This is a genomic window from Arthrobacter sp. MDT2-34-1 (assembly GCF_059091365.1).
The window spans coordinates 15,931-33,042 of the sequence record NZ_JBNHGO010000004.1 but is presented as its reverse complement, the minus strand read 5'-3'; the positions used below and the strand labels follow the sequence as shown (position 1 = coordinate 33,042).

19 protein-coding genes are annotated in these 17,112 nt (G+C 68.1%); 14 read left to right on the top strand and 5 right to left on the bottom strand.

Annotated features, from left to right (window positions below; all coding sequences use genetic code 11):
- Window positions 1-82: 82 nt before the first annotated feature.
- Entirely contained in the window at window positions 83-832 is a 750-nt protein-coding gene (gene lexA, locus AC5RVV_RS16015; RefSeq protein ID WP_493977762.1) for a transcriptional repressor LexA, read from the bottom strand.
- 296 nt (window positions 833-1,128) lie between these two features.
- Between lexA and AC5RVV_RS16010 the strand changes: the two genes are divergently transcribed.
- The 7 genes from AC5RVV_RS16010 (at window position 1,129) to AC5RVV_RS15980 (ending at window position 5,785) form a co-directional block, all read left to right on the top strand.
- Window positions 1,129-1,482, top strand: a complete 354-nt coding sequence (locus tag AC5RVV_RS16010; RefSeq protein WP_494002391.1) for a LysM peptidoglycan-binding domain-containing protein — start codon at window positions 1,129-1,131, stop codon at window positions 1,480-1,482.
- 72 nt (window positions 1,483-1,554) lie between these two features.
- The gene (locus AC5RVV_RS16005) at window positions 1,555-2,664 is read left to right on the top strand and encodes a histidinol-phosphate transaminase (protein ID WP_494002390.1); all 1,110 of its coding nucleotides are present in this window, start codon (window positions 1,555-1,557) and stop codon (window positions 2,662-2,664) included.
- A 54-nt stretch (window positions 2,665-2,718) separates the two neighbouring features.
- Entirely contained in the window at window positions 2,719-3,336 is a 618-nt protein-coding gene (gene hisB, locus AC5RVV_RS16000) for an imidazoleglycerol-phosphate dehydratase HisB (protein ID WP_494002389.1), read from the top strand.
- A complete protein-coding gene (gene hisH, locus AC5RVV_RS15995) occupies window positions 3,333-3,974 on the top strand; it encodes an imidazole glycerol phosphate synthase subunit HisH (protein ID WP_494002388.1) in 642 nt (213 codons plus the stop codon). The genes hisB and hisH overlap by 4 nt, the downstream gene beginning before the upstream one ends.
- A 2-nt stretch (window positions 3,975-3,976) precedes the next feature.
- Window positions 3,977-4,138 carry a hypothetical protein gene (locus AC5RVV_RS15990; protein WP_494002387.1) on the top strand — a complete coding sequence of 54 codons (162 nt, stop codon included), beginning with the start codon at window positions 3,977-3,979 and terminating at the stop codon, window positions 4,136-4,138.
- Between the two features lie 48 nt (window positions 4,139-4,186).
- Window positions 4,187-4,927 (top strand): bifunctional 1-(5-phosphoribosyl)-5-((5-phosphoribosylamino)methylideneamino)imidazole-4-carboxamide isomerase/phosphoribosylanthranilate isomerase PriA, encoded by a 741-nt coding sequence (gene priA, locus AC5RVV_RS15985; RefSeq protein WP_494002386.1) that lies wholly within the window; start codon window positions 4,187-4,189, stop codon window positions 4,925-4,927.
- Between the two features lie 9 nt (window positions 4,928-4,936).
- The gene (locus AC5RVV_RS15980) at window positions 4,937-5,785 is read left to right on the top strand and encodes an SseB family protein (RefSeq protein ID WP_494002385.1); all 849 of its coding nucleotides are present in this window, start codon (window positions 4,937-4,939) and stop codon (window positions 5,783-5,785) included.
- A gap of 101 nt (window positions 5,786-5,886) precedes the next feature.
- Here AC5RVV_RS15980 and AC5RVV_RS15975 read toward each other — a convergent pair whose 3' ends face one another.
- Complete coding sequence (locus tag AC5RVV_RS15975; RefSeq protein WP_494002384.1) at window positions 5,887-6,306, bottom strand: DUF1844 domain-containing protein; 420 nt, start codon at window positions 6,304-6,306, stop codon at window positions 5,887-5,889.
- A 339-nt stretch (window positions 6,307-6,645) separates the two neighbouring features.
- Here AC5RVV_RS15975 and infC point away from each other — a divergent pair, with 339 nt between their 5' ends.
- The 4 genes from infC to AC5RVV_RS15955 all read left to right on the top strand — a co-directional run bounded on the left by infC (window position 6,646) and on the right by AC5RVV_RS15955 (window position 9,795).
- Window positions 6,646-7,692: a translation initiation factor IF-3 gene (infC, locus tag AC5RVV_RS15970; RefSeq protein WP_494002383.1), complete on the top strand. Its 1,047-nt coding sequence runs from the start codon at window positions 6,646-6,648 to the stop codon at window positions 7,690-7,692.
- A gap of 145 nt (window positions 7,693-7,837) precedes the next feature.
- Window positions 7,838-8,032 carry a 50S ribosomal protein L35 gene (gene rpmI / locus AC5RVV_RS15965; RefSeq protein ID WP_493977772.1) on the top strand — a complete coding sequence of 65 codons (195 nt, stop codon included), beginning with the start codon at window positions 7,838-7,840 and terminating at the stop codon, window positions 8,030-8,032.
- A 116-nt stretch (window positions 8,033-8,148) separates the two neighbouring features.
- Window positions 8,149-8,823 (top strand): 50S ribosomal protein L20, sunset domain variant, encoded by a 675-nt coding sequence (gene rplT / locus AC5RVV_RS15960; protein WP_494002382.1) that lies wholly within the window; start codon window positions 8,149-8,151, stop codon window positions 8,821-8,823.
- Window positions 8,824-8,868: 45 nt separating this feature from the next.
- Window positions 8,869-9,795 (top strand): TrmH family RNA methyltransferase, encoded by a 927-nt coding sequence (locus AC5RVV_RS15955; RefSeq protein ID WP_494002381.1) that lies wholly within the window; start codon window positions 8,869-8,871, stop codon window positions 9,793-9,795.
- A gap of 33 nt (window positions 9,796-9,828) precedes the next feature.
- Here the strand turns inward: AC5RVV_RS15955 and AC5RVV_RS15950 are convergent, their stop codons facing one another.
- The gene (locus AC5RVV_RS15950) at window positions 9,829-11,034 is read right to left on the bottom strand and encodes an MFS transporter (RefSeq protein WP_494002380.1); all 1,206 of its coding nucleotides are present in this window, start codon (window positions 11,032-11,034) and stop codon (window positions 9,829-9,831) included.
- Between the two features lie 207 nt (window positions 11,035-11,241).
- On the opposite strand from AC5RVV_RS15950, the gene AC5RVV_RS15945 reads away from it, so the two are divergent.
- A complete protein-coding gene (locus AC5RVV_RS15945; protein ID WP_494002379.1) occupies window positions 11,242-11,688 on the top strand; it encodes a (deoxy)nucleoside triphosphate pyrophosphohydrolase in 447 nt (148 codons plus the stop codon).
- Window positions 11,689-11,742: 54 nt separating this feature from the next.
- Here the strand turns inward: AC5RVV_RS15945 and AC5RVV_RS15940 are convergent, their stop codons facing one another.
- Window positions 11,743-12,771 carry an Rv2578c family radical SAM protein gene (locus AC5RVV_RS15940; protein WP_494002378.1) on the bottom strand — a complete coding sequence of 343 codons (1,029 nt, stop codon included), beginning with the start codon at window positions 12,769-12,771 and terminating at the stop codon, window positions 11,743-11,745.
- A gap of 63 nt (window positions 12,772-12,834) precedes the next feature.
- Entirely contained in the window at window positions 12,835-13,320 is a 486-nt protein-coding gene (locus AC5RVV_RS15935) for a hypothetical protein (protein WP_494002377.1), read from the bottom strand.
- A gap of 108 nt (window positions 13,321-13,428) precedes the next feature.
- Here AC5RVV_RS15935 and pheS point away from each other — a divergent pair, with 108 nt between their 5' ends.
- Window positions 13,429-14,499, top strand: coding sequence for a phenylalanine--tRNA ligase subunit alpha (gene pheS / locus AC5RVV_RS15930; RefSeq protein WP_494002376.1), 1,071 nt, complete (start codon window positions 13,429-13,431; stop codon window positions 14,497-14,499).
- Between the two features lie 4 nt (window positions 14,500-14,503).
- A complete protein-coding gene (gene pheT / locus AC5RVV_RS15925) occupies window positions 14,504-17,047 on the top strand; it encodes a phenylalanine--tRNA ligase subunit beta (RefSeq protein ID WP_494002375.1) in 2,544 nt (847 codons plus the stop codon).
- Window positions 17,048-17,112 lie beyond the last annotated feature (65 nt).

The window sequence follows — 17,112 nt, the reverse complement described above, 5'->3', positions numbered from 1 at the left end:
GAGCGGGGCCCTGCCCGGGGACCGCCCGTGCGGGCAGGGGATCCCGGGGTGGCTGCAGCGCGGACCGGGGAGACCGGGCGCGTCAGAGGGCCCGCATCACCGAGACAACCTTGCCCATGATGGTTGCGTGGTCGCCCAGAATCGGTTCGTACTGGGTATTCTGCGGCAACAGCCAGGTATGGCCGTCGCGCTGCCGGAAGGTCTTGACCGTTGCTTCGTCGTCGAGCAGCGCCGCCACGATGTCGCCGTTCTCGGCCGTGTGCTGCTGGCGGACCACGACCCAGTCGCCGTCACAGATGGCCGCATCGATCATGGAATCGCCCGAGACCCTGAGCATGAACAACTCGCCGTGTCCCACCAGTTGCCGCGGCAGGGGCATGACGTCCTCGACCGCCTGGTCCGCCAGGATCGGCCCGCCCGCTGCGATCCTTCCCACCAGCGGCACCATCGCCGTGTCGGATGACGTGGTCAGCTCGGATACGGCGACGCCGCTGGAGCTGCGCAGCTGTTGCGGTTCATCGACTCCGACGATTTCCACACCCCCGTGCTCGAGTGTCAGCGGGGTCAGGATTTCCATGGCACGGGGACGCTTGGGGTCCCGCCTGATGTAGCCCATCTTCTCCAGTTGGGCCAACTGGTGCGTGACGCTGGACAGGCTTGCCAGACCGACCGTGTCACCGATCTCGCGCATGGACGGAGGGTATCCGTGGGACATGACGGAGCGCTGGATGGTTTCCAGAATCTTCTTCTGCCGCGGCGTCAGGCTGCGCCCCACTTTGACGGGCCGGCCGCGTCGCTTCGCTCCGGCAGTGGTGGTGGTCTCTTCCGACATGTCCGGCCCCGGTCTCCCCGTAGTGGTCCCTGCGCCGGCGCCGTAGCGGAACCGCACATGGACTGTTGTCTCAACTGTTTTGTCGGTGGCGGCTGATGCACTGCTCTTACTGCCGCCCGACGCTTACAACGCTAGGCGAGGCGGTAGCGAATTTCAAACATTTGTTCGACTGAGTCTCGACAATGTTCGATCACCAGTGCTAAAACTGTAAGAGACGCATTCGAAGATACGTTCGAATATCGTTGCAAGACGATCGAAACCAGCCGAAATAGATCGAATATCGGAAAGGTGGCACCATGTCCGCCCAGCTCGCACCGCAGCCCGCCGGCCTTCGTACCAGCACAGGCCTGCGGCTGACCCGCCGCGGCCGTTTGTTGCTGATCGGCCTGCCGCTGATGCTCGCCGCGGCCGCAGCCCTGACCCTGATCGGTTTCTTCACGGCTCCGGCAATGGCCGCCGCCGGGGGGCTGGGACCTGGACCGGCGGCGACCGTCACGGTCGTCAGCGGCCAGACACTGTGGGACATCGCAGTGCAGTCCGCCCCGGACCGCAACCCCCACGATGTCATTTTCGAGATCGCGCAACTGAACGGTCTCCAGGGGGACGTCGTCCATGCCGGACAGCAGCTGCTGGTCCCGTCGGCGCGCTGAGGCAGCCGTAATATGAGCTGCTTCGGCCCGCCCGATTCCTGCCCCGGGCGGGCCGAAGCTTAAACTGGACCGGTGAGTGAGCAGCTAGAACGCCTGAACCGCCTGCCGTTGCGGGAAAATCTCCGGGGCCTGGAGCCGTATGGCGCGCCCCAGCTGGAGGTTCCCGTCCTCCTGAACGTCAACGAAAACACCCATGGCCTGCCCGATGCTGTCCGTCAGGCCATCGTCTCGGCCGTCAGCGAGGCTGCCGCGGGTCTGAACCGGTATCCGGATCGCGAGTTCACGAAGCTGAGGACGGCGCTGGCCGGCTACTTGGGGCACGGCCTCACCGCAGAGAACATCTGGGCCGCCAACGGATCGAACGAGGTCCTGCAGCAAATCCTCCAGGCCTTCGGCGGCCCCGGCCGCACCCTGCTGAGCTTCCCGCCCACCTATTCCATGTACCCGCTGCTGGCCAGCGGGACGGACACGGATTATCTGGCCGTCCCGCGGGGGGCAGACTTCACGCTGTCCCCGGACGCTGCCGCCGCCGCTGTGGCCGACTCCGGGGCAAACGTGGTCGTTCTTTGCTCGCCGAACAACCCGACGGGCACCGCCCTGGGTCTTGAGGTCGTGGAGGCGGCGTATGAAGCGGGGGAGGCCTCCAAGGCCATCGTGATCGTGGACGAGGCCTACGCCGAGTTCGCCCACGCCGGAACGCCGAGCGCGCTGACGCTGTTGCCGGGGCGGGAGCGGCTCATCGTTTCCCGCACCATGAGCAAGGCCTTCGCGCTGGCAGGCGCCAGGGTCGGGTACCTCGCCGCCGCACCGCAGATTACCGATGCGCTGCGCCTGGTCCGCCTGCCCTACCACCTGTCCGCCGTCACGCAGGCAACGGCCCTGGCCGCGTTGGACCATGCCGATGCGCTGCTGGCCAACGTCGAAGACATCAAGGCGCAGCGGGACCGCATTGTCGACGGGCTGGCCGAGCTGGGACTCGACCCGGCGCCGTCCGACTCAAACTTCGTGTTTTTCGGCGGGTTGGAGGACCCCCGCTCGGTGTGGCAGGGACTGCTGGAAGCCGGCGTGCTGATCCGCGACGTCGGGATCCCGGGCCATCTGCGGGTAACCGCCGGCACTGAGGCCGAGACCACAGCCTTCCTCGACGGCATCAAGGCCCTCGTGGCGAGCCCCGTCTCCTAAACTAGTAAGAGCGAACCGGCTCGCGCCGGTCGACCAATTCGTCAAAGGACTCCCATGACCGTGGAAACCACCACTGGACGTACCGCACGCCTCGAACGCATTACCAGCGAGTCGTCCGTGCTGGTTGAACTGGACCTCGACGGCACCGGCCGTTCCGAGATCAGCACCACCGTGCCGTTCTACGACCACATGCTCACCGCCCTGGCGAAGCACTCGCTCGTCGACCTGACGGTGAAGGCCAGCGGGGACACGCACATCGACGCGCACCACACCGTCGAAGATGTCGCCATCACCATCGGCGACGCGCTGAAGGAAGCGCTGGGCAATAAAGCCGGGATCCGCCGTTTCGGCGAAGCCACGGTGCCCCTGGACGAGGCGCTGGCCCACGCCGTCGTGGACATCTCCGGCCGGCCCTACCTGGTGCACACGGGAGAACCGGCAGGCCAGGAGTACCACTTGATCGGCGGACATTTCACCGGATCGCTGACCCGCCACGTGTTCGAATCGATCACACTGCACGCCCAGATCTGCCTGCACATGCGCGTGCTGGGCGGCAGGGACCCCCACCACATCGTCGAGGCCCAGTTCAAGGCCTTCGCCCGGGCACTCCGCGCCGCCGTCGAAGCCGATCCACGTGTCGAGGGCATTCCCTCGACGAAGGGAGCCCTGTGACGGCTGCGCCCAAGGTCACCGTACTGGACTACGGTTCCGGGAACGTCCGCTCGGCAGTCCGCGCGCTGGAGCACGTGGGTGCCGACGTCACGCTGAGCCATGCCTCCGACGACGTCCTCGACGCAGACGGCCTGCTGGTTCCCGGCGTCGGCGCCTTCGCCACGGTCATGCAGGGGCTCAAGTCCGTGGACGCGCTTCGCTGGATCGGGCGCCGGGTGGCCGGCGGCCGGCCCGTGCTGGGAATCTGCGTTGGCCTGCAGGTCATGTTCGAAGAAGGCGTGGAACATGGCGTCCGCACGCAGGGCGTCGGGGAATGGCCGGGAACCGTGGAAGCGCTGCCGGCGGAGGTCGTGCCCCACATGGGGTGGAACACCGTGGACGCCGCAGAGGGCAGCCGGCTGTTTGCCGGGATCGAAGACGAGCGCTTCTACTTTGTGCACTCCTACGGTGTGCAGCACTGGAACTTCGACGTCACCCAACCCGCGATGACGCCGCCGCTGGTGACCTGGTCCACGCACGGCGCCCCGTTCATAGCGGCCGTTGAAAACGGTCCGCTGAGTGCTACCCAGTTCCATCCGGAAAAGTCCGGAGACGCCGGCGCGGAGCTGCTGCGCAACTGGTTGAAGACGCTGAGGTAGCCATGGGCAGCATCCTCCTGATGGGCCTGGCCGGGCTGCTGGCCGGCGGCGCCATCTCGTTCCGGCAGCAGCGGCTGCCCAAGTGGTTGGTGATCGTCTTCTGGATCCTGGCCGGCCTGTCGCTGCTGGCTGCCTACTTGCTCACCCTCGGACCGGCCGAGTAACCACACCCATCCCGCGCCCGCTGACGGCGCGCAGAAAGCGGAAGAACCATGACGAACCAAACCTCCATCCTTGAACTTTTGCCCGCGGTCGACGTTGCCGACGGCCAGGCCGTCCGGCTGGTCCAAGGCGAAGCCGGCAGCGAGACCGGCTACGGGGATCCGCTGGAGGCTGCGCTGGCGTGGCAGAACGACGGGGCGGAATGGGTGCACTTGGTGGACCTCGATGCGGCGTTCGGCCGGGGCAACAATACGGAAGTGCTGCGCCGCGTCGCCGACGAGCTGAAAATCAAGGTGGAGCTGTCCGGCGGCATCCGCGACGACGCGTCATTGGAGCGCGCGCTTGAATTCGGGGCCGCGCGTGTCAACCTGGGCACCGCCGCGCTGGAAAACCCGGAATGGACAGCACGCGCCATTGCCCGGCACGGTGACGCCATCGCCGTCGGCCTCGATGTCCGCGGCACCACGCTCGCGGCCCGCGGCTGGACGCAGGATGGCGGCGACCTCTGGGAGGTGCTGGCCCGCCTCGAAGACGCCGGCTGCTCGAGGTACGTGGTCACCGATGTGACCAAGGACGGGACGCTGCGCGGACCCAACGTGGATCTGCTCCGGCAGATGTGCGAGCGGACCGACAAGCCGGTGGTTGCCTCGGGCGGAATCTCCAGCCTGGATGACCTGCGGACGCTGCGCGACCTGGTTCCGGCCGGAGTCGAGGGAGCGATTGTGGGCAAGGCACTGTACGCGGGCAAGTTCACGCTGCCCGAAGCCCTCGATGTTGCGGGACGGCGCTGAGGGACCAGCATGGGCAAGAAGCAACTGCCCGCCCATATCGCCGCCGCGCTGGCGGGAGCCGGCGGGGCGGGGGACTCGGCCGGCCAAAGCTGGGCCGGACGGGACCTGAGCGGTGAAGGAAACCCGCTCCACCAGTTCGACCACGATGACGGCAGCGCGGATCCCGGCTACGAGGCGGCGCTGCAATGGCTTGCCGCCGGAACCGGCGGCGAAGCGGAAGTAGTGGCTGCCCTGGCGAACGCCCGCGTTTTCGTGCCCATCGTGGCGACGCTGGGAGAAGAGGCCGAGGGCAGCCACGGCCTGACAGCGGATAAACAGGCCGACATGGCCGTGGTGACGTTGCAGGCGCCGGATGGGCGCCGGGCGCTGCCGGTGTTCAGTAACACGGCCGCCCTGGAAGCCTGGCATCCCCAGGCCCGGCCGGTCGCCGTGGAGGCGCCGCGGGCGGCCTTGGCGGCCGTGTCCGAAGACGCCGAACTGATGGTTATGGATCCGGGCGCCGCCCTGACGTTCGTTGTCCGGCGGCCGGCAGTGTGGGCGTTGGCCAAACAGCACGAGTGGGTGCCCTCCTACCGCGATCCGGCGCTCTTGGAGTGGGTGGCCGAGGCCACGGGCGGCGAGGAGGCGGTTATGGCCTCGTTCGTGGAGCCCGGGACCGGGATCGCGGTCCGGGCGGCAGATGGAGCCGTGGTGGCCGGCGGCGGCCACGGCCCGGAGCTGCGCCTGGTCCTGCAGGTGCGGGACGGGCTGGGGCGCGAGGAGTTGGGCGCCCTGGCGGGACGGATCCAACAGCGGCTCCAGTCCCGGCAAGAGTTTGCCGAACGGGTTGATTCGCTGGAGCTGAAGTTCACCCGCTGAACCCCGCCGGCGAACGCCGCAACCAGAAGCGCAAAGACAAAGGACGACGCCGGTGCGTGGCACCGGCGTCGTCCTTGTTCAGTTCTGGGAGCCCGGGCCGGTCAGTTGACCGGACCCGTGAACTTCTCGCCCGGGCCCTTGCCCGGATCGTCCTGGATGACCGATGCTTCGCGGAAGGCGAGCTGCAGGGACCGGAGGCCATCGCGCAACGGGCCGGCATGCTGGCTGCCGATTTCCGGCGCGGCAGCGGTGACGAACCCCGCCAAGGCGGTGATCAGCTTGCGGGCTTCGTCCAGGTCCTTGAGCTCTTCGGCGTCGTCTCCGGCGGCCAGGCCGCACTTAACCGCGGCGGCGCTCATCAGATGGACTGCCGCGGTGGTGATGACTTCCACGGCCGGTACTTCGGCGATGTCGCGCATCTGGCCCAGGACTTCCTGTTCCTGGCTGGAGGCAGGACCGGCGTCGGGCGCGAAGCTGTGGCGGTGGCCGTCGGTCTGCGGATTGTTATCTGAGCTGCTCATACTGGTAAGCTTGTCACAGACCAATTGGATCCCGTTACTTATGTGCCTCACAGCACGTGCGGAGCAGGATCCGATCTGCAAGCGGAGTCCTCTCCCACCCGTCGGTATGGCTAGCCAGAGCTGCCGGGTCCAGGTCGGCAGGCTGTAGCCGGAAACCCTCGCGTGAGGTGCCCGGGCCAGCCGGTGGAACCCTAGCTTGTTTCCGCCTGCCGCCACTTCGAGGCCTTCGATTGCGTTTGCAATGGGGGGCCTTCTTTCATTGCAAGCGGCAGCCGATATTAGTGACAGGAGCCACACATTAGCGAGCCAAGAATCAATGATCGTATCCGCGTTCCCGAGGTGCGGTTAGTCGGACCGAACGGCGAACAGGTTGGGATCGTCCGTATTGAGGATGCCCTGCGCCTGGCCACGGAATCGGATCTTGACCTGGTTGAGGTCGCACCGCAGGCAAAGCCTCCGGTGTGCAAGCTTATGGATTTTGGCAAGTACAAGTACGAGGCTGCGGTCAAGGCCCGTGAGGCGCGCAAGAACCAGACGAACACTGTGCTCAAGGAGATCCGGTTCCGCCTGAAGATCGACAAGCACGACTACGAGACCAAGCGCGGCCACGCGCTGCGGTTCCTCGCAGCCGGCGACAAGGTCAAGGCCATGATCCAGTTCCGCGGCCGCGAACAGCAGCGCCCCGAAATGGGCATCCGCCTTCTCCAGAAGTTCGCCGAGGACGTCGCCGAGGTCGGCGTGATCGAATCGACTCCCCGCATTGACGGCCGCAACATGGTCATGGTGATCGGCCCGACCAAGAACAAGGCCGAAGCCAAGGCGGAAGCCCGCAGGGCCGCGCAGAAGGCCGACGCGAAGGCAACGAACGAGGCCAAGAAGCAGAAGGTGGACACCTCCGCCGACCAGGACCCGCTGACGCAGAGCCTGGGCGACCTTATGCCGGAAGGCCTTGCCGCAATGGCAAACCAGCCGGAGGAAACCGCCGAAGCACCTGCGCCGGCCGATGCCTCGCCTGCGGTTGAGGTTGAGGTTGTGCCCGAGGCCGAGCCCGCGGAGCAGCCGGAAGCCGAGGCTGCGGTTGCGGCCGAGCCCGAGGTTGAGGTCGAGGCCACGCCTGCGGTCGAGCCGGAAGCCGAGGCCAAGCCTGCCGCCGAGGCCAAGCCGGCCGCCCAGGCCAAGCCGGCCGCCCAGGCGAAGCCAGCGGCTCAGGTGAAGCCTGCCGCGCAGGCTAAGCCGGCGGCCGAGGCCAAGCCATCGGTTCCGGCGAAGCCCGCGGCGCCCGCCACAGAGGCCAAGCCCGCGGCACCCAAGCCCGCCGCCCGGCCCAAGCCGGCAGCGCGGCCTGCAGCACCCAAACCTGCTGGCCGGTCCGGTTCCAAGAACTAAGACCGTACAGAGAGCATCCGGCAACCGCCGGGCACGGTTCAGTGCCCGGTGCCGGTAGACAAGTAAACCGCCGGTGCCCGTTTTGCGGCACCGCACGAGCCGACGGTCGGCAGCGACCCGAGGAGACGTAAGGAGAACGGCAGCCATGCCGAAGCAGAAGACCCACAGCGGCGCCAAGAAGCGCTTCAAGCTCACCGGCAGCGGCAAGCTCAAGCGCCAGCAGGCCAACCGCCGCCACTACCTGGAGCACAAGCCTTCCACGCTGACCCGACGCCTTGCCAGTGACAAGATCGTTGCTCCGGCCGACGTGCGCAACATCAAGAAGATGCTCGGCATCTGATTTTCTCCCCTCTGGTCCGCGCGGCGACGCCGCAAGGGCCATCCAGCTAGTTTTGCCCCCGGCCGCCGATTGCGGCGGCCGAGCACCGGGCACCAATCATCAAAAGGAGTACGCACGTGGCACGTGTGAAGCGGGCGGTCAACGCCCACAAGAAGCGCCGGGTCATCCTGGACCGGGCTGCCGGATACCGCGGACAGCGGTCCCGCCTGTACCGCAAGGCCAAGGAACAGCTGCTGCACTCGTTCGTGTACAGCTACGGCGACCGCCGCAAGCGCAAGGGTGATTTCCGCCGCCTGTGGATCCAGCGCATCAACGCTGCCTCCCGCGCCAACGGCCTGACCTACAACCGCCTCATCCAGGGCCTGAAGGCCGCCGAGGTCCAGGTCGACCGCCGCATGCTGGCCGAGCTGGCCGTGTCCGACGCCGGCGCCTTCGCCGCTCTGGTGCAGGTAGCCAAGGACGCCCTGCCGGCCGACACTTCGGCTCCGGCAGAGCGCCAGACCGCCGCCGCCAAGCCTGTCGCCGCCGCCAAGGCCGCTCCGGCCGCCGCCAAGGCTGCCGCGCCCGCCGCTGAAGGCGGAGAAGTTGCCGGCGCCGTGAAGGCTGTTGACGGCGAGGACGCTCCCGCCGGCTACACCATCAAGGGCAACCAGTCCAAGAAGTACCACGTCCCGGGCTCTACCTGGTACGAGAACACCACTCCCGTGTACTGGTTCGAGTCCGTGGAGGCCGCCAAGGCTGCCGGTTTCGAGCCCGCCGGCGGCGAGGCCCGCCAGAAGGTTGCCGAATAAGCACCGGATGCATAAACGCTTATGTGGCGACGTTATAGTCGCTGTATGAGCACTACCGGGCGCCCGCAAGCCATCATGTCCAACCCCCGAGCCGATCGGGTCAGGGATGTGGCAAAGCTTGCCGGGCGCTCGGTGCGTTTAAAGCGCCGCCAATTCCTGGCCGAAGGCCCGCAGGCTGTCCGCGAGGCCCTGTCCGCCCACCGGGCGCATCTTGGCGCCGGAAACAGCGGCATCGTGGCCGAGGTCTTCGCCACCGAAGCCTGCCTGGACCGGTCGCCTGAACTGGCGGACCTCGCCGACGGCGTGCCGCTGCGGCTGGCCACCGATGCGGTGCTGGCGGCAATGGCAGACACGGTCAACCCGCAGGGGATCGTGGCCGTCTGCCACTACCTGGACCGGCCGCTGAACGAGGTCCTGCACAGCAAACCCCGGCTGCTGGCGGTCATGGTCCGGGTGCAGGACCCGGGCAACGCCGGCACCATCCTGCGGGCGGCCGATTCCGCCGGCGCCGATGCCGTGATCCTGACCAACTCCAGCGTGGACATCTACAATCCCAAGGCCGTCCGTTCCACGGCCGGATCACTCTTCCACCTTCCGGTGGTGAACGGTCACGATTTCGGTGACGTGGCGGCGGCCGTGCGCGCCGCCGGCGCAACCATGCTGGCAGCTGACGGCTACGGCACCATCGATCTGGACGATTTGCAGGACCGCAGCGCCCTGGCCCGGCTGGGAGAAACTCCCGCGGCCGGGGACGAGGGCGTGGCCGGCAGCCTGCCGGATCTCGCGGCGCCTACCGCCTGGCTCTTTGGGAACGAAGCCCAAGGGTTGTCGTCGGAAGAACTGGCCGCCGCGGACCATCGGGTCGCCGTGCCGGTTTACGGCCAGGCCGAAAGCCTGAACGTCGGCACGGCGGCCACCGTCTGCCTGTACGCCTCCGCGAGGTCCCAGCGTCGACGCGGGCCTGCAGGGTAGCTGTTGGCCGGCCGGCCCGCCGCACGATCCGCCTCAGGCGAGGCTGCGCCGTTTCTCGAGCGCCCCGCTGAGAGCGGCGATGACCAGCCCCAAGGATGCCAGCCCGGCGCCGACCAGCGCCGGCGCGGCATATCCCCAGCCCCAGGAGATCACGAGGCCGCCCAGGAAAGCGCCGAGGGCATTGGCCATGTTCAACGCCGAATGGTTCAGCGAGGCGGCCAGGGTCTGGGCGTTGGGGGAGGCGTCCATCAGGCGTGTCTGCAGGGCCGGGATCAGGCTCGATCCTGCGGCCCCCAGGAGGAACACGAGGGGAATCGCCAGGGCGGCAATGGATGAGGCCGCCCAAAAGAACACCAGAATCACGATGATCGCCGTCATCACCTGGTAGATGGTCCCCATCACCGAGCGGTCCGCCAACTTGCCGCCGATGAAGGTGCCGACGACCATGCCCAGGCCGTAGAGGCCGACAATCAGCGGCAGGGCGGCCGGGGCCAGGCCTGTCACTTCGGTCATGGTCGGGCTGATGTAGGAATACACCGCGAAAAATCCGCCGAAGCCGACCACGCCGATCAACAGCGCCAACCAGACCTGGATCCGTTTCAGGGCGCCGAGTTCCCGACGGATGCCGGCCTCCGCGTGCGCGGGGGTGAAGGGAACCAGGCGCTGGAGCATCAATATCGTCACCGCGCCGACGATGCCCACGGCCACGAACATCAGCCGCCAGCCGTACTGTTGGCCCAGCCAGGTGACCAACGGGACGCCGACGACGTTGGCCACCGAGAGCCCGAGCATGACCATGGCGACCGCCTGCGCGCGGCGGGTCGGCGAGACCAGCGAGGCGGCCAGGACGGCGGCCACGCCGAAATAGGCGCCGTGCGGAAGACCGGAAATGAACCGGGTGGCCAGCATCGTGGCGTAGTCGGGCGCGAACACCGACGAGAGGTTCCCGAGCGTGAACAGGACCATCAGCCCCAGGACCATGTACTTGTGCGGAAGCTTGGCTCCGAGGGCTGCGAGCAGCGGCGCGCCGACCACCACGCCCAGGGCATAGGCGGAAATCAGGTGCCCGCTCTCCGGGATGGAGACGTCCAGGCCGGCCGCCACATTCTGCAGCAGGCCCATGATGGCAAATTCCGTCGTGCCGATGCCGAAGCCGCCCATGGCCAAGGCGACGATGGCCCACGCCGTCCGGCGGTTTTCGGTCTGCCTCCGTGCGGTGACGAGTGTCGGGGAATTCATGATCGGCTTTCGGTCGGACGGACAACTGGGCGCCGGCGCAAGCCTGCATGCCGGGGCCTGGGCACGGGCGGCAGTTGCGGGCACCGGCTGCCACTGTACGGCAACGCGACGGCACGGCATCCCATTCCGGACCCGTGTGGCCTGTGGTCTGCGGCATAGTCCGGGGCCGTGGGAACCGGGCCGGACCCGCCCCGTAGACTGAACCGCGTGCAAACGAGCCTGAAACAGATTGTCGGCGCAGCCATCCTCGACGCCCGCGACGCCCCGAACAGATTACTGGCCGCCCGGCGCACCGCGCCGGAGGCGCTGGCCGGCCTGTGGGAGTTTCCCGGCGGCAAGGTGGAGCCGGGGGAGAGCTGCGAAGACGCCCTGCGCCGCGAAATCCGCGAGGAACTGGGGGTCGGAATAGAGCTGGGAGTCGAAGTCTCCGGTCCGCTCCCGCAGGGCTGGCCGCTGAATGAGGCGGCGGCCATGCGCGTATGGTGTGCCTACATTACCGACGGGCTGCCGAAGCCGCTGCAAGACCACGACGAATTGCGCTGGGTCCGGCTGGAGGCGGCAGAAGCCGCGGCCCTGCCGTGGATTCCCGCCGATTTTCCGATCCTCGAAGCCGTGCTGACCGCTGCAGGCCGCACCGCCGCCCGTCCCGCGTAACGGCTCCCGCCGGAAACCCGTCGTCCTGCCGGGGCCGAAGCGTTGCCCGGACACTTAGAACAACGTCGCCTGTCCCGCTGCGGCCGGCGTGCCCGACGGCGCTGCCGGACTTTCCGCCGGTGGCCGCACGGGCACGTCGCGCAGCCGGGCAGCGTTTTCCAATCCGTGCCGGCGCTTGGCTTCCCGGACCCGGTCCGCCAGCCAGACCCGATAGTCCTTGGCGGCATACGTGCCGCCGTCGTAGAGGCGGCGGTACTTGCCCACAAGTTGCGGGTATTCCTTGGCCAGCCATTGCAGATACCATTCCCTGGCGCCGGGACGAAGGTGCAGCGCGCCCGCCGTCATGCTGGTGGCCCCGGCTGCCGCAACGGCCGCGCACAGCCCGTCGAGCGCGTCCTCCGAGTCCGTCAGCCAGGGCAGGATCGGCATGGCCATCACCGAACACGGCAGGCCGGCGTCGCTGAGCTTGGCGATCAGCTCGAGCCGGGCACGCGGCGTGGGTGTTCCCGGCTCCACACGGCGCGCCAGTCCGGCGTCGGTCATGGCGAGCGAAATCCCCATGCCGACCTCGACGTCCCCGGCCGCCGCACGCAGCAGCGGCAGGTCACGGGCCAGCAAGGTGCCCTTGGTCAGGATCGAAAACGGGGTTCCTGACCCGGCCAGGGCCTTGATGATCTCCGGCATCAGCTTGTAGCGGCCCTCGGCCCGCTGGTAAGGATCGGTGTTGGTGCCCATGGCCACGTGTTCGCGCTTCCACGACGGTTTGGCAAGCTCGCGGCGGAGGACCTCGCCCACGTTCACCTTGACCACCAACTGGCTGTCAAAATCCAGCCCGGTGTCCAAATCGGGGTAGCTGTGCGTCTTGCGGGCGAAGCAATACACGCACGCGTGGCTGCAGCCACGGTAGGGGTTGATGGTCCATTCGAACGGCATCCGCGAGCCGGCGCCCACGCGGTTCAGCGCCGACTTGGCCATGACCTCATGGAATGTGATGCCGGCGAAACCGGGGGTCTGGACGCTCCGGACGAGTCCGGACAACGGGAGCAGTGCGCCTGGTTCCGCTTGCTGGGAGGACCACCTCATGCTTTAAGTAGAACACACCTTCGAACCAGGCGACAGGGGCAGGAGGGGGCTTCCGCAGGAAATTCAGCCGGCCGCCCGCACGGTCCGCGAGCCGCGCCGTCCAGGCCCGCGCCGCCCTGGCCCGCGCCGTCCAGGCCTTCGCCGCACCGGCCGCTCCGTGTAGCCGCCGGACTGCAGCCCGGCCAGCCGCTCGAAGATGTTCCGGGACGCCGGGTCGCCGGTCCGCCACCACGACCAGGCGGCAGCGAAGCCGTACAGCGGCAGGAACGGCAGGCCCAGGCACCAGGCATATTGGCTGCTGTGGCGGGATTCGTGGTCCAGCAGCACCGGATTGCCGGCCAGCCCGGCCGCAGCGTCGCGGAACAGCACCACGTTGCCCACGGTAAAGGCAGCGGCCTTCGGCAGCCCGGGCCGAAAGCCGTGGGCCAGGATCAGGCCATGGGGTCCGGGATGAAGGCTGCAGCGGACCGCGGCGGCGAGGGTCAGCCCCAACAGGGTGGAGCCGTTGAGCAGGTTCCAGGCGGCACGCAGCTTCTCGGACGGCGTCATGGGCCCATCGTAAGCGTTTCGGGTCGGTGCCGGCCCGTGAACTAGACTGGACTGGTTGCCCGTACGCGGGCGGAAACCCTTTAACCTATTCCGAGGTCCCCACAGCACATGTCTGACGTGACACCCCCAGCCCAGGAGCCACCCGTGCCGAGCCCCCTCGACGAAGCCGCGGTAGCCGCCGCCGTCGAGCAGGCGGTGATGGCTTTCAAGGCTGCCTCCGACCTGGACGGGCTCAAGACTGCCCGGCTCGCCCACGCCGGCGAGAAGTCCCCGCTTAGCCTGGCCAACCGTGAAATCGGCAAGCTGGCCAAGGAGGACAAGGCGGCTGCCGGCAAGATCGTGGGTCCGGCCCGCGGGCGCATCAACCAGGCGCTGGCCGCCCGCACCGCCGAACTGGAGGCCGAACGGGAGGCGCAGATCCTCGTCGAGGAGGCAGTGGACGTTACCGCGGCTCCGCGCCGCCGCCGCGCCGGTGCCCGGCACCCGCTCTCCATGCTGCAGGAACGGGTCAGCGACATCTTCGTCGGCATGGGCTGGGAGATCGCCGAGGGGCCGGAGGTGGAATCCGAGTGGTTCAACTTCGACGCCTTGAACTTCAAGCCGGACCACCCCGCACGGGAGATGCAGGACACCTTCTTCGTGGAACCGCCCGAGGCGCACCTGGTGCTGCGGACCCACACATCGCCGGTGCAGGTCCGCTCCATGCTGGAACGGGACCTGCCCGTGTACGTGCTGTGCCCGGGCCGGACGTTCCGCACCGATGAACTGGACGCGACCCATACGCCTGTTTTCCACCAGTTTGAAGGACTGGCCGTGGACAAGGGGCTCACGATGGCCGACCTGCGCGGCACGTTGGAGCACTTCTCGCGGCAGATGTTCGGCGCCGAGGCCAAGATCCGCCTGCGCCCGGCCTACTTCCCGTTCACCGAGCCCTCGGCGGAGATGGACATCTGGCATCCGGGCGCCAAGGGCGGCCCCCGCTGGATCGAGTGGGGCGGCTGCGGCATGGTCAACCCCAATGTGCTGCGCGCTGCCGGCATCGATCCGGAGGTCTACTCCGGTTTCGCCTTCGGCATGGGCATCGAACGCACCCTCATGTTCCGCAACGACGTCCCGGACATGCACGACATGATCGAAGGCGACATCCGCTTCAGCCAGCACTTCGGGATGGAGATCTAGAACTATGCGTATTCCCCTTTCCTGGTTGCGCGAGTACGCGCAGGTTCCCGCAGACGCCACCGCCGAGGACGTTATGGCCGACCTCGTCAAGGTCGGACTCGAAGAAGAGGACGTCCACCGTCCGTCCGATTCGATCTCCGGACCGATCGTGGTGGGACAGGTCCTCGACCTGGTCAAGGAGCCGCAGTCAAACGGCAAGACCATTAACTGGTGCCAGGTGCGTGTGGCGCCCGAAGGCGCCGGCCAGCCGCTCAGCGGCGACGGCATCGACCCGTCCGGCGTGCAGGGCATCGTCTGCGGAGCCCACAACTTCGAGGTGGGCGACAAAGTCGTGGTGACGTTGCCCGGCGCGGTGCTGCCGGGGGATTTCCGGATCACCCCGCGCAAAACCTACGGGCACACGTCCGCCGGCATGATCGCGTCCGCCCGAGAGCTCGGCATCGGCGAGGACCACGACGGCATCATCGTGCTCTCCCGGCTGGGACTCGACCCGGAAGTCGGCACCGACGCGATGGAACTGCTCGGCCTGACCGACGAGGCGGCCGAGATCAACGTGACGCCGGATCGCGGCTATTGCTTCTCCATTCGGGGGGTGGCCCGTGAATACGCGCTGGCCACCGGCACCGAATTCGTCGACCCGGCCAGCCGCGTCGTTGTTCCCGAAGCGGCCGGCGAGGGCCACCCCGTCCGGCTCGAAGACCAGTCACCGGTCTACGGCAAGCCCGGCTGCGACCGCTTCGTGGCACGCACGGTCCGCGGCGTCGACCCGTCGCGGCCCACGCCCCAGTGGATGGCCTCCCGGCTGCGCCTGGCCGGCATGCGCTCCATTTCGCTGGTTGTGGACATCTCCAACTACGTGATGCTGGAACTGGGCCAGCCGCTGCACTTCTATGACGCGGACAAACTCCAGGGCCCGATCGTGGTCCGCCGGGCCAATCCGGGCGAGACCCTGGTGACCCTGGACGGCAAGGAGCGCCGGCTCTCCACCGAGGACCTGCTGATTACGGATGACCGCGGCGCCATCGGTCTGGCCGGCGTGATGGGCGGTGCCGAAACCGAGGTCGGGGAGGGAACCGCGAATGTGCTGATTGAGTCCGCCCATTTCGACGACGTCTCCATGGGCCGCACCCGGCGCCGCCACAAGCTGCCGTCCGAGGCGTCCAAGCGCAATGAGCGCGGAGTGGACTGGGAAATTGCGGATGAGGCGGCGCAGCGCGCCGTGGACCTGCTGGCCGAACTCGCCGGCGGCACGGCCGACACCGCCGCGACGGATGTCGGGTCACGTCCGGCACCTGTCGAGATCGACCTGCCCGACGGTTTCGCCTCCCGCCTCATCGGCTTCGAGTACACGGCAGGGCAGATTGAATCCGCCCTGACCGGCATCGGCGCTTCCTTCGAACGGTACGACGGCGGCCTGCGCGTCACGGCGCCCAGCTGGCGGCCCGACCTGGCCATCAAGGAGGACCTGGTCGAGGAAATCGCCCGGCTGGTGGGCTATGACCGGATTCCGGCCACCCTGCCGGTGGCCCCGCCGGGGCGCGGCCTGTCCCGTGGACAGCAGCAGCGCCGCCGCGTGCTGCAGTCCCTGGCCGACGCCGGCCTGACCGAGGTGCTCAGCTACCCCTTCGTTTCCACCGGGCAGAACGAAACGTTCGGAACTCCCGAGGCCGGCTCCGGAGCGGCCGCCGTCAAGCTGGCGAACCCGATCTCCGCCGAATTCGGGTACCTGCGCACCAGCCTGCTGCCGGGCCTGCTGGAGACTGCACGACGCAACCATTCCCGCGGCTTCCGCGACCTGGCGTTGTACGAAGGCGGCCTGGTGTTCCTGCCCGGCGACAAGATCGGGTCTCCGGTCCTGCCCCCGCTGGGCGCCAGGCCGTCGGACGAGGTGCTCGAGGAACTGCAGGCCGGGATCCCGGACCAGCCCTGGCACGTGGCCGCGGTCCTGATCGGACACGAGGCGGCACCGGGCGCAGGGTTCACGCCCCGCCACTGGGAATGGTCGGACGCACTGGACGCCGCACTGACCGTCGGCGACGTCCTCGGCATTGAACTGGTCGTCGCCCAGGGGAACCACCAGGCCTTCCACCCCGGCCGGACCGCGCAGTTGTCGCTGCGCACCGGCGAGGTCGTCGGCTACGCCGGCGAGCTGCATCCGAAGCTGCTCCAGGACGGGGACCTGCCGGCGCGGACTGCCGCCATGGAACTGAACGGCGAGGCACTCTTTGAGGCCGCCGCCGATGTGATTGTGGCCAAGCATCTGTCCACCTACCCGGTCTCCACCCAGGACGTAGCGCTGGTCGTCGATTCGTCGGTTCCGGCCGAAGCAGTCCGCGAGGCGCTGCGTGAAGGCGCCGGTGAACTGCTGGAAGATGTGGCCCTGTTCGACGTCTATGCGGGCCCCGGGATCGAGCACGGGAAGAAGTCGCTGGCCTTCGGGCTCAGGTTCCGGGCGAATGACCGCACGTTGACCGCCGACGAGGCCTCCGCGGCACGGGCCCAGGCCGTGGAGCTGGCCGCAGCCCGCTGCGGTGCCGTTCAGCGGTAACCGGTTACTGCCATGAATGACGACGGCGGGGCCCACCGACGCAGGTGGGCCCCGCCGTCGTGGGG

Excerpts from the sequence above, each read along its gene's own strand:
- lexA (WP_493977762.1), bottom strand. The coding sequence starts at position 832 with ATGTCGGAAGAGACCACCACCACTGCCGGAGCGAAGCGACGCGGCCGG.
- AC5RVV_RS16010 (WP_494002391.1), top strand. The coding sequence starts at position 1,129 with ATGTCCGCCCAGCTCGCACCGCAGCCCGCCGGCCTTCGTACCAGCACA.
- hisB (WP_494002389.1), top strand. The coding sequence starts at position 2,719 with ATGACCGTGGAAACCACCACTGGACGTACCGCACGCCTCGAACGCATT.
- AC5RVV_RS15990 (WP_494002387.1), top strand. The coding sequence starts at position 3,977 with ATGGGCAGCATCCTCCTGATGGGCCTGGCCGGGCTGCTGGCCGGCGGC.
- priA (WP_494002386.1), top strand. The coding sequence starts at position 4,187 with ATGACGAACCAAACCTCCATCCTTGAACTTTTGCCCGCGGTCGACGTT.
- AC5RVV_RS15980 (WP_494002385.1), top strand. The coding sequence starts at position 4,937 with ATGGGCAAGAAGCAACTGCCCGCCCATATCGCCGCCGCGCTGGCGGGA.
- AC5RVV_RS15975 (WP_494002384.1), bottom strand. The coding sequence starts at position 6,306 with ATGAGCAGCTCAGATAACAATCCGCAGACCGACGGCCACCGCCACAGC.
- rpmI (WP_493977772.1), top strand. The coding sequence starts at position 7,838 with ATGCCGAAGCAGAAGACCCACAGCGGCGCCAAGAAGCGCTTCAAGCTC.
- AC5RVV_RS15955 (WP_494002381.1), top strand. The coding sequence starts at position 8,869 with ATGAGCACTACCGGGCGCCCGCAAGCCATCATGTCCAACCCCCGAGCC.
- AC5RVV_RS15950 (WP_494002380.1), bottom strand. The coding sequence starts at position 11,034 with ATGAATTCCCCGACACTCGTCACCGCACGGAGGCAGACCGAAAACCGC.
- AC5RVV_RS15940 (WP_494002378.1), bottom strand. The coding sequence starts at position 12,771 with ATGAGGTGGTCCTCCCAGCAAGCGGAACCAGGCGCACTGCTCCCGTTG.
- AC5RVV_RS15935 (WP_494002377.1), bottom strand. The coding sequence starts at position 13,320 with ATGACGCCGTCCGAGAAGCTGCGTGCCGCCTGGAACCTGCTCAACGGC.
- pheS (WP_494002376.1), top strand. The coding sequence starts at position 13,429 with ATGTCTGACGTGACACCCCCAGCCCAGGAGCCACCCGTGCCGAGCCCC.
- pheT (WP_494002375.1), top strand. The coding sequence starts at position 14,504 with ATGCGTATTCCCCTTTCCTGGTTGCGCGAGTACGCGCAGGTTCCCGCA.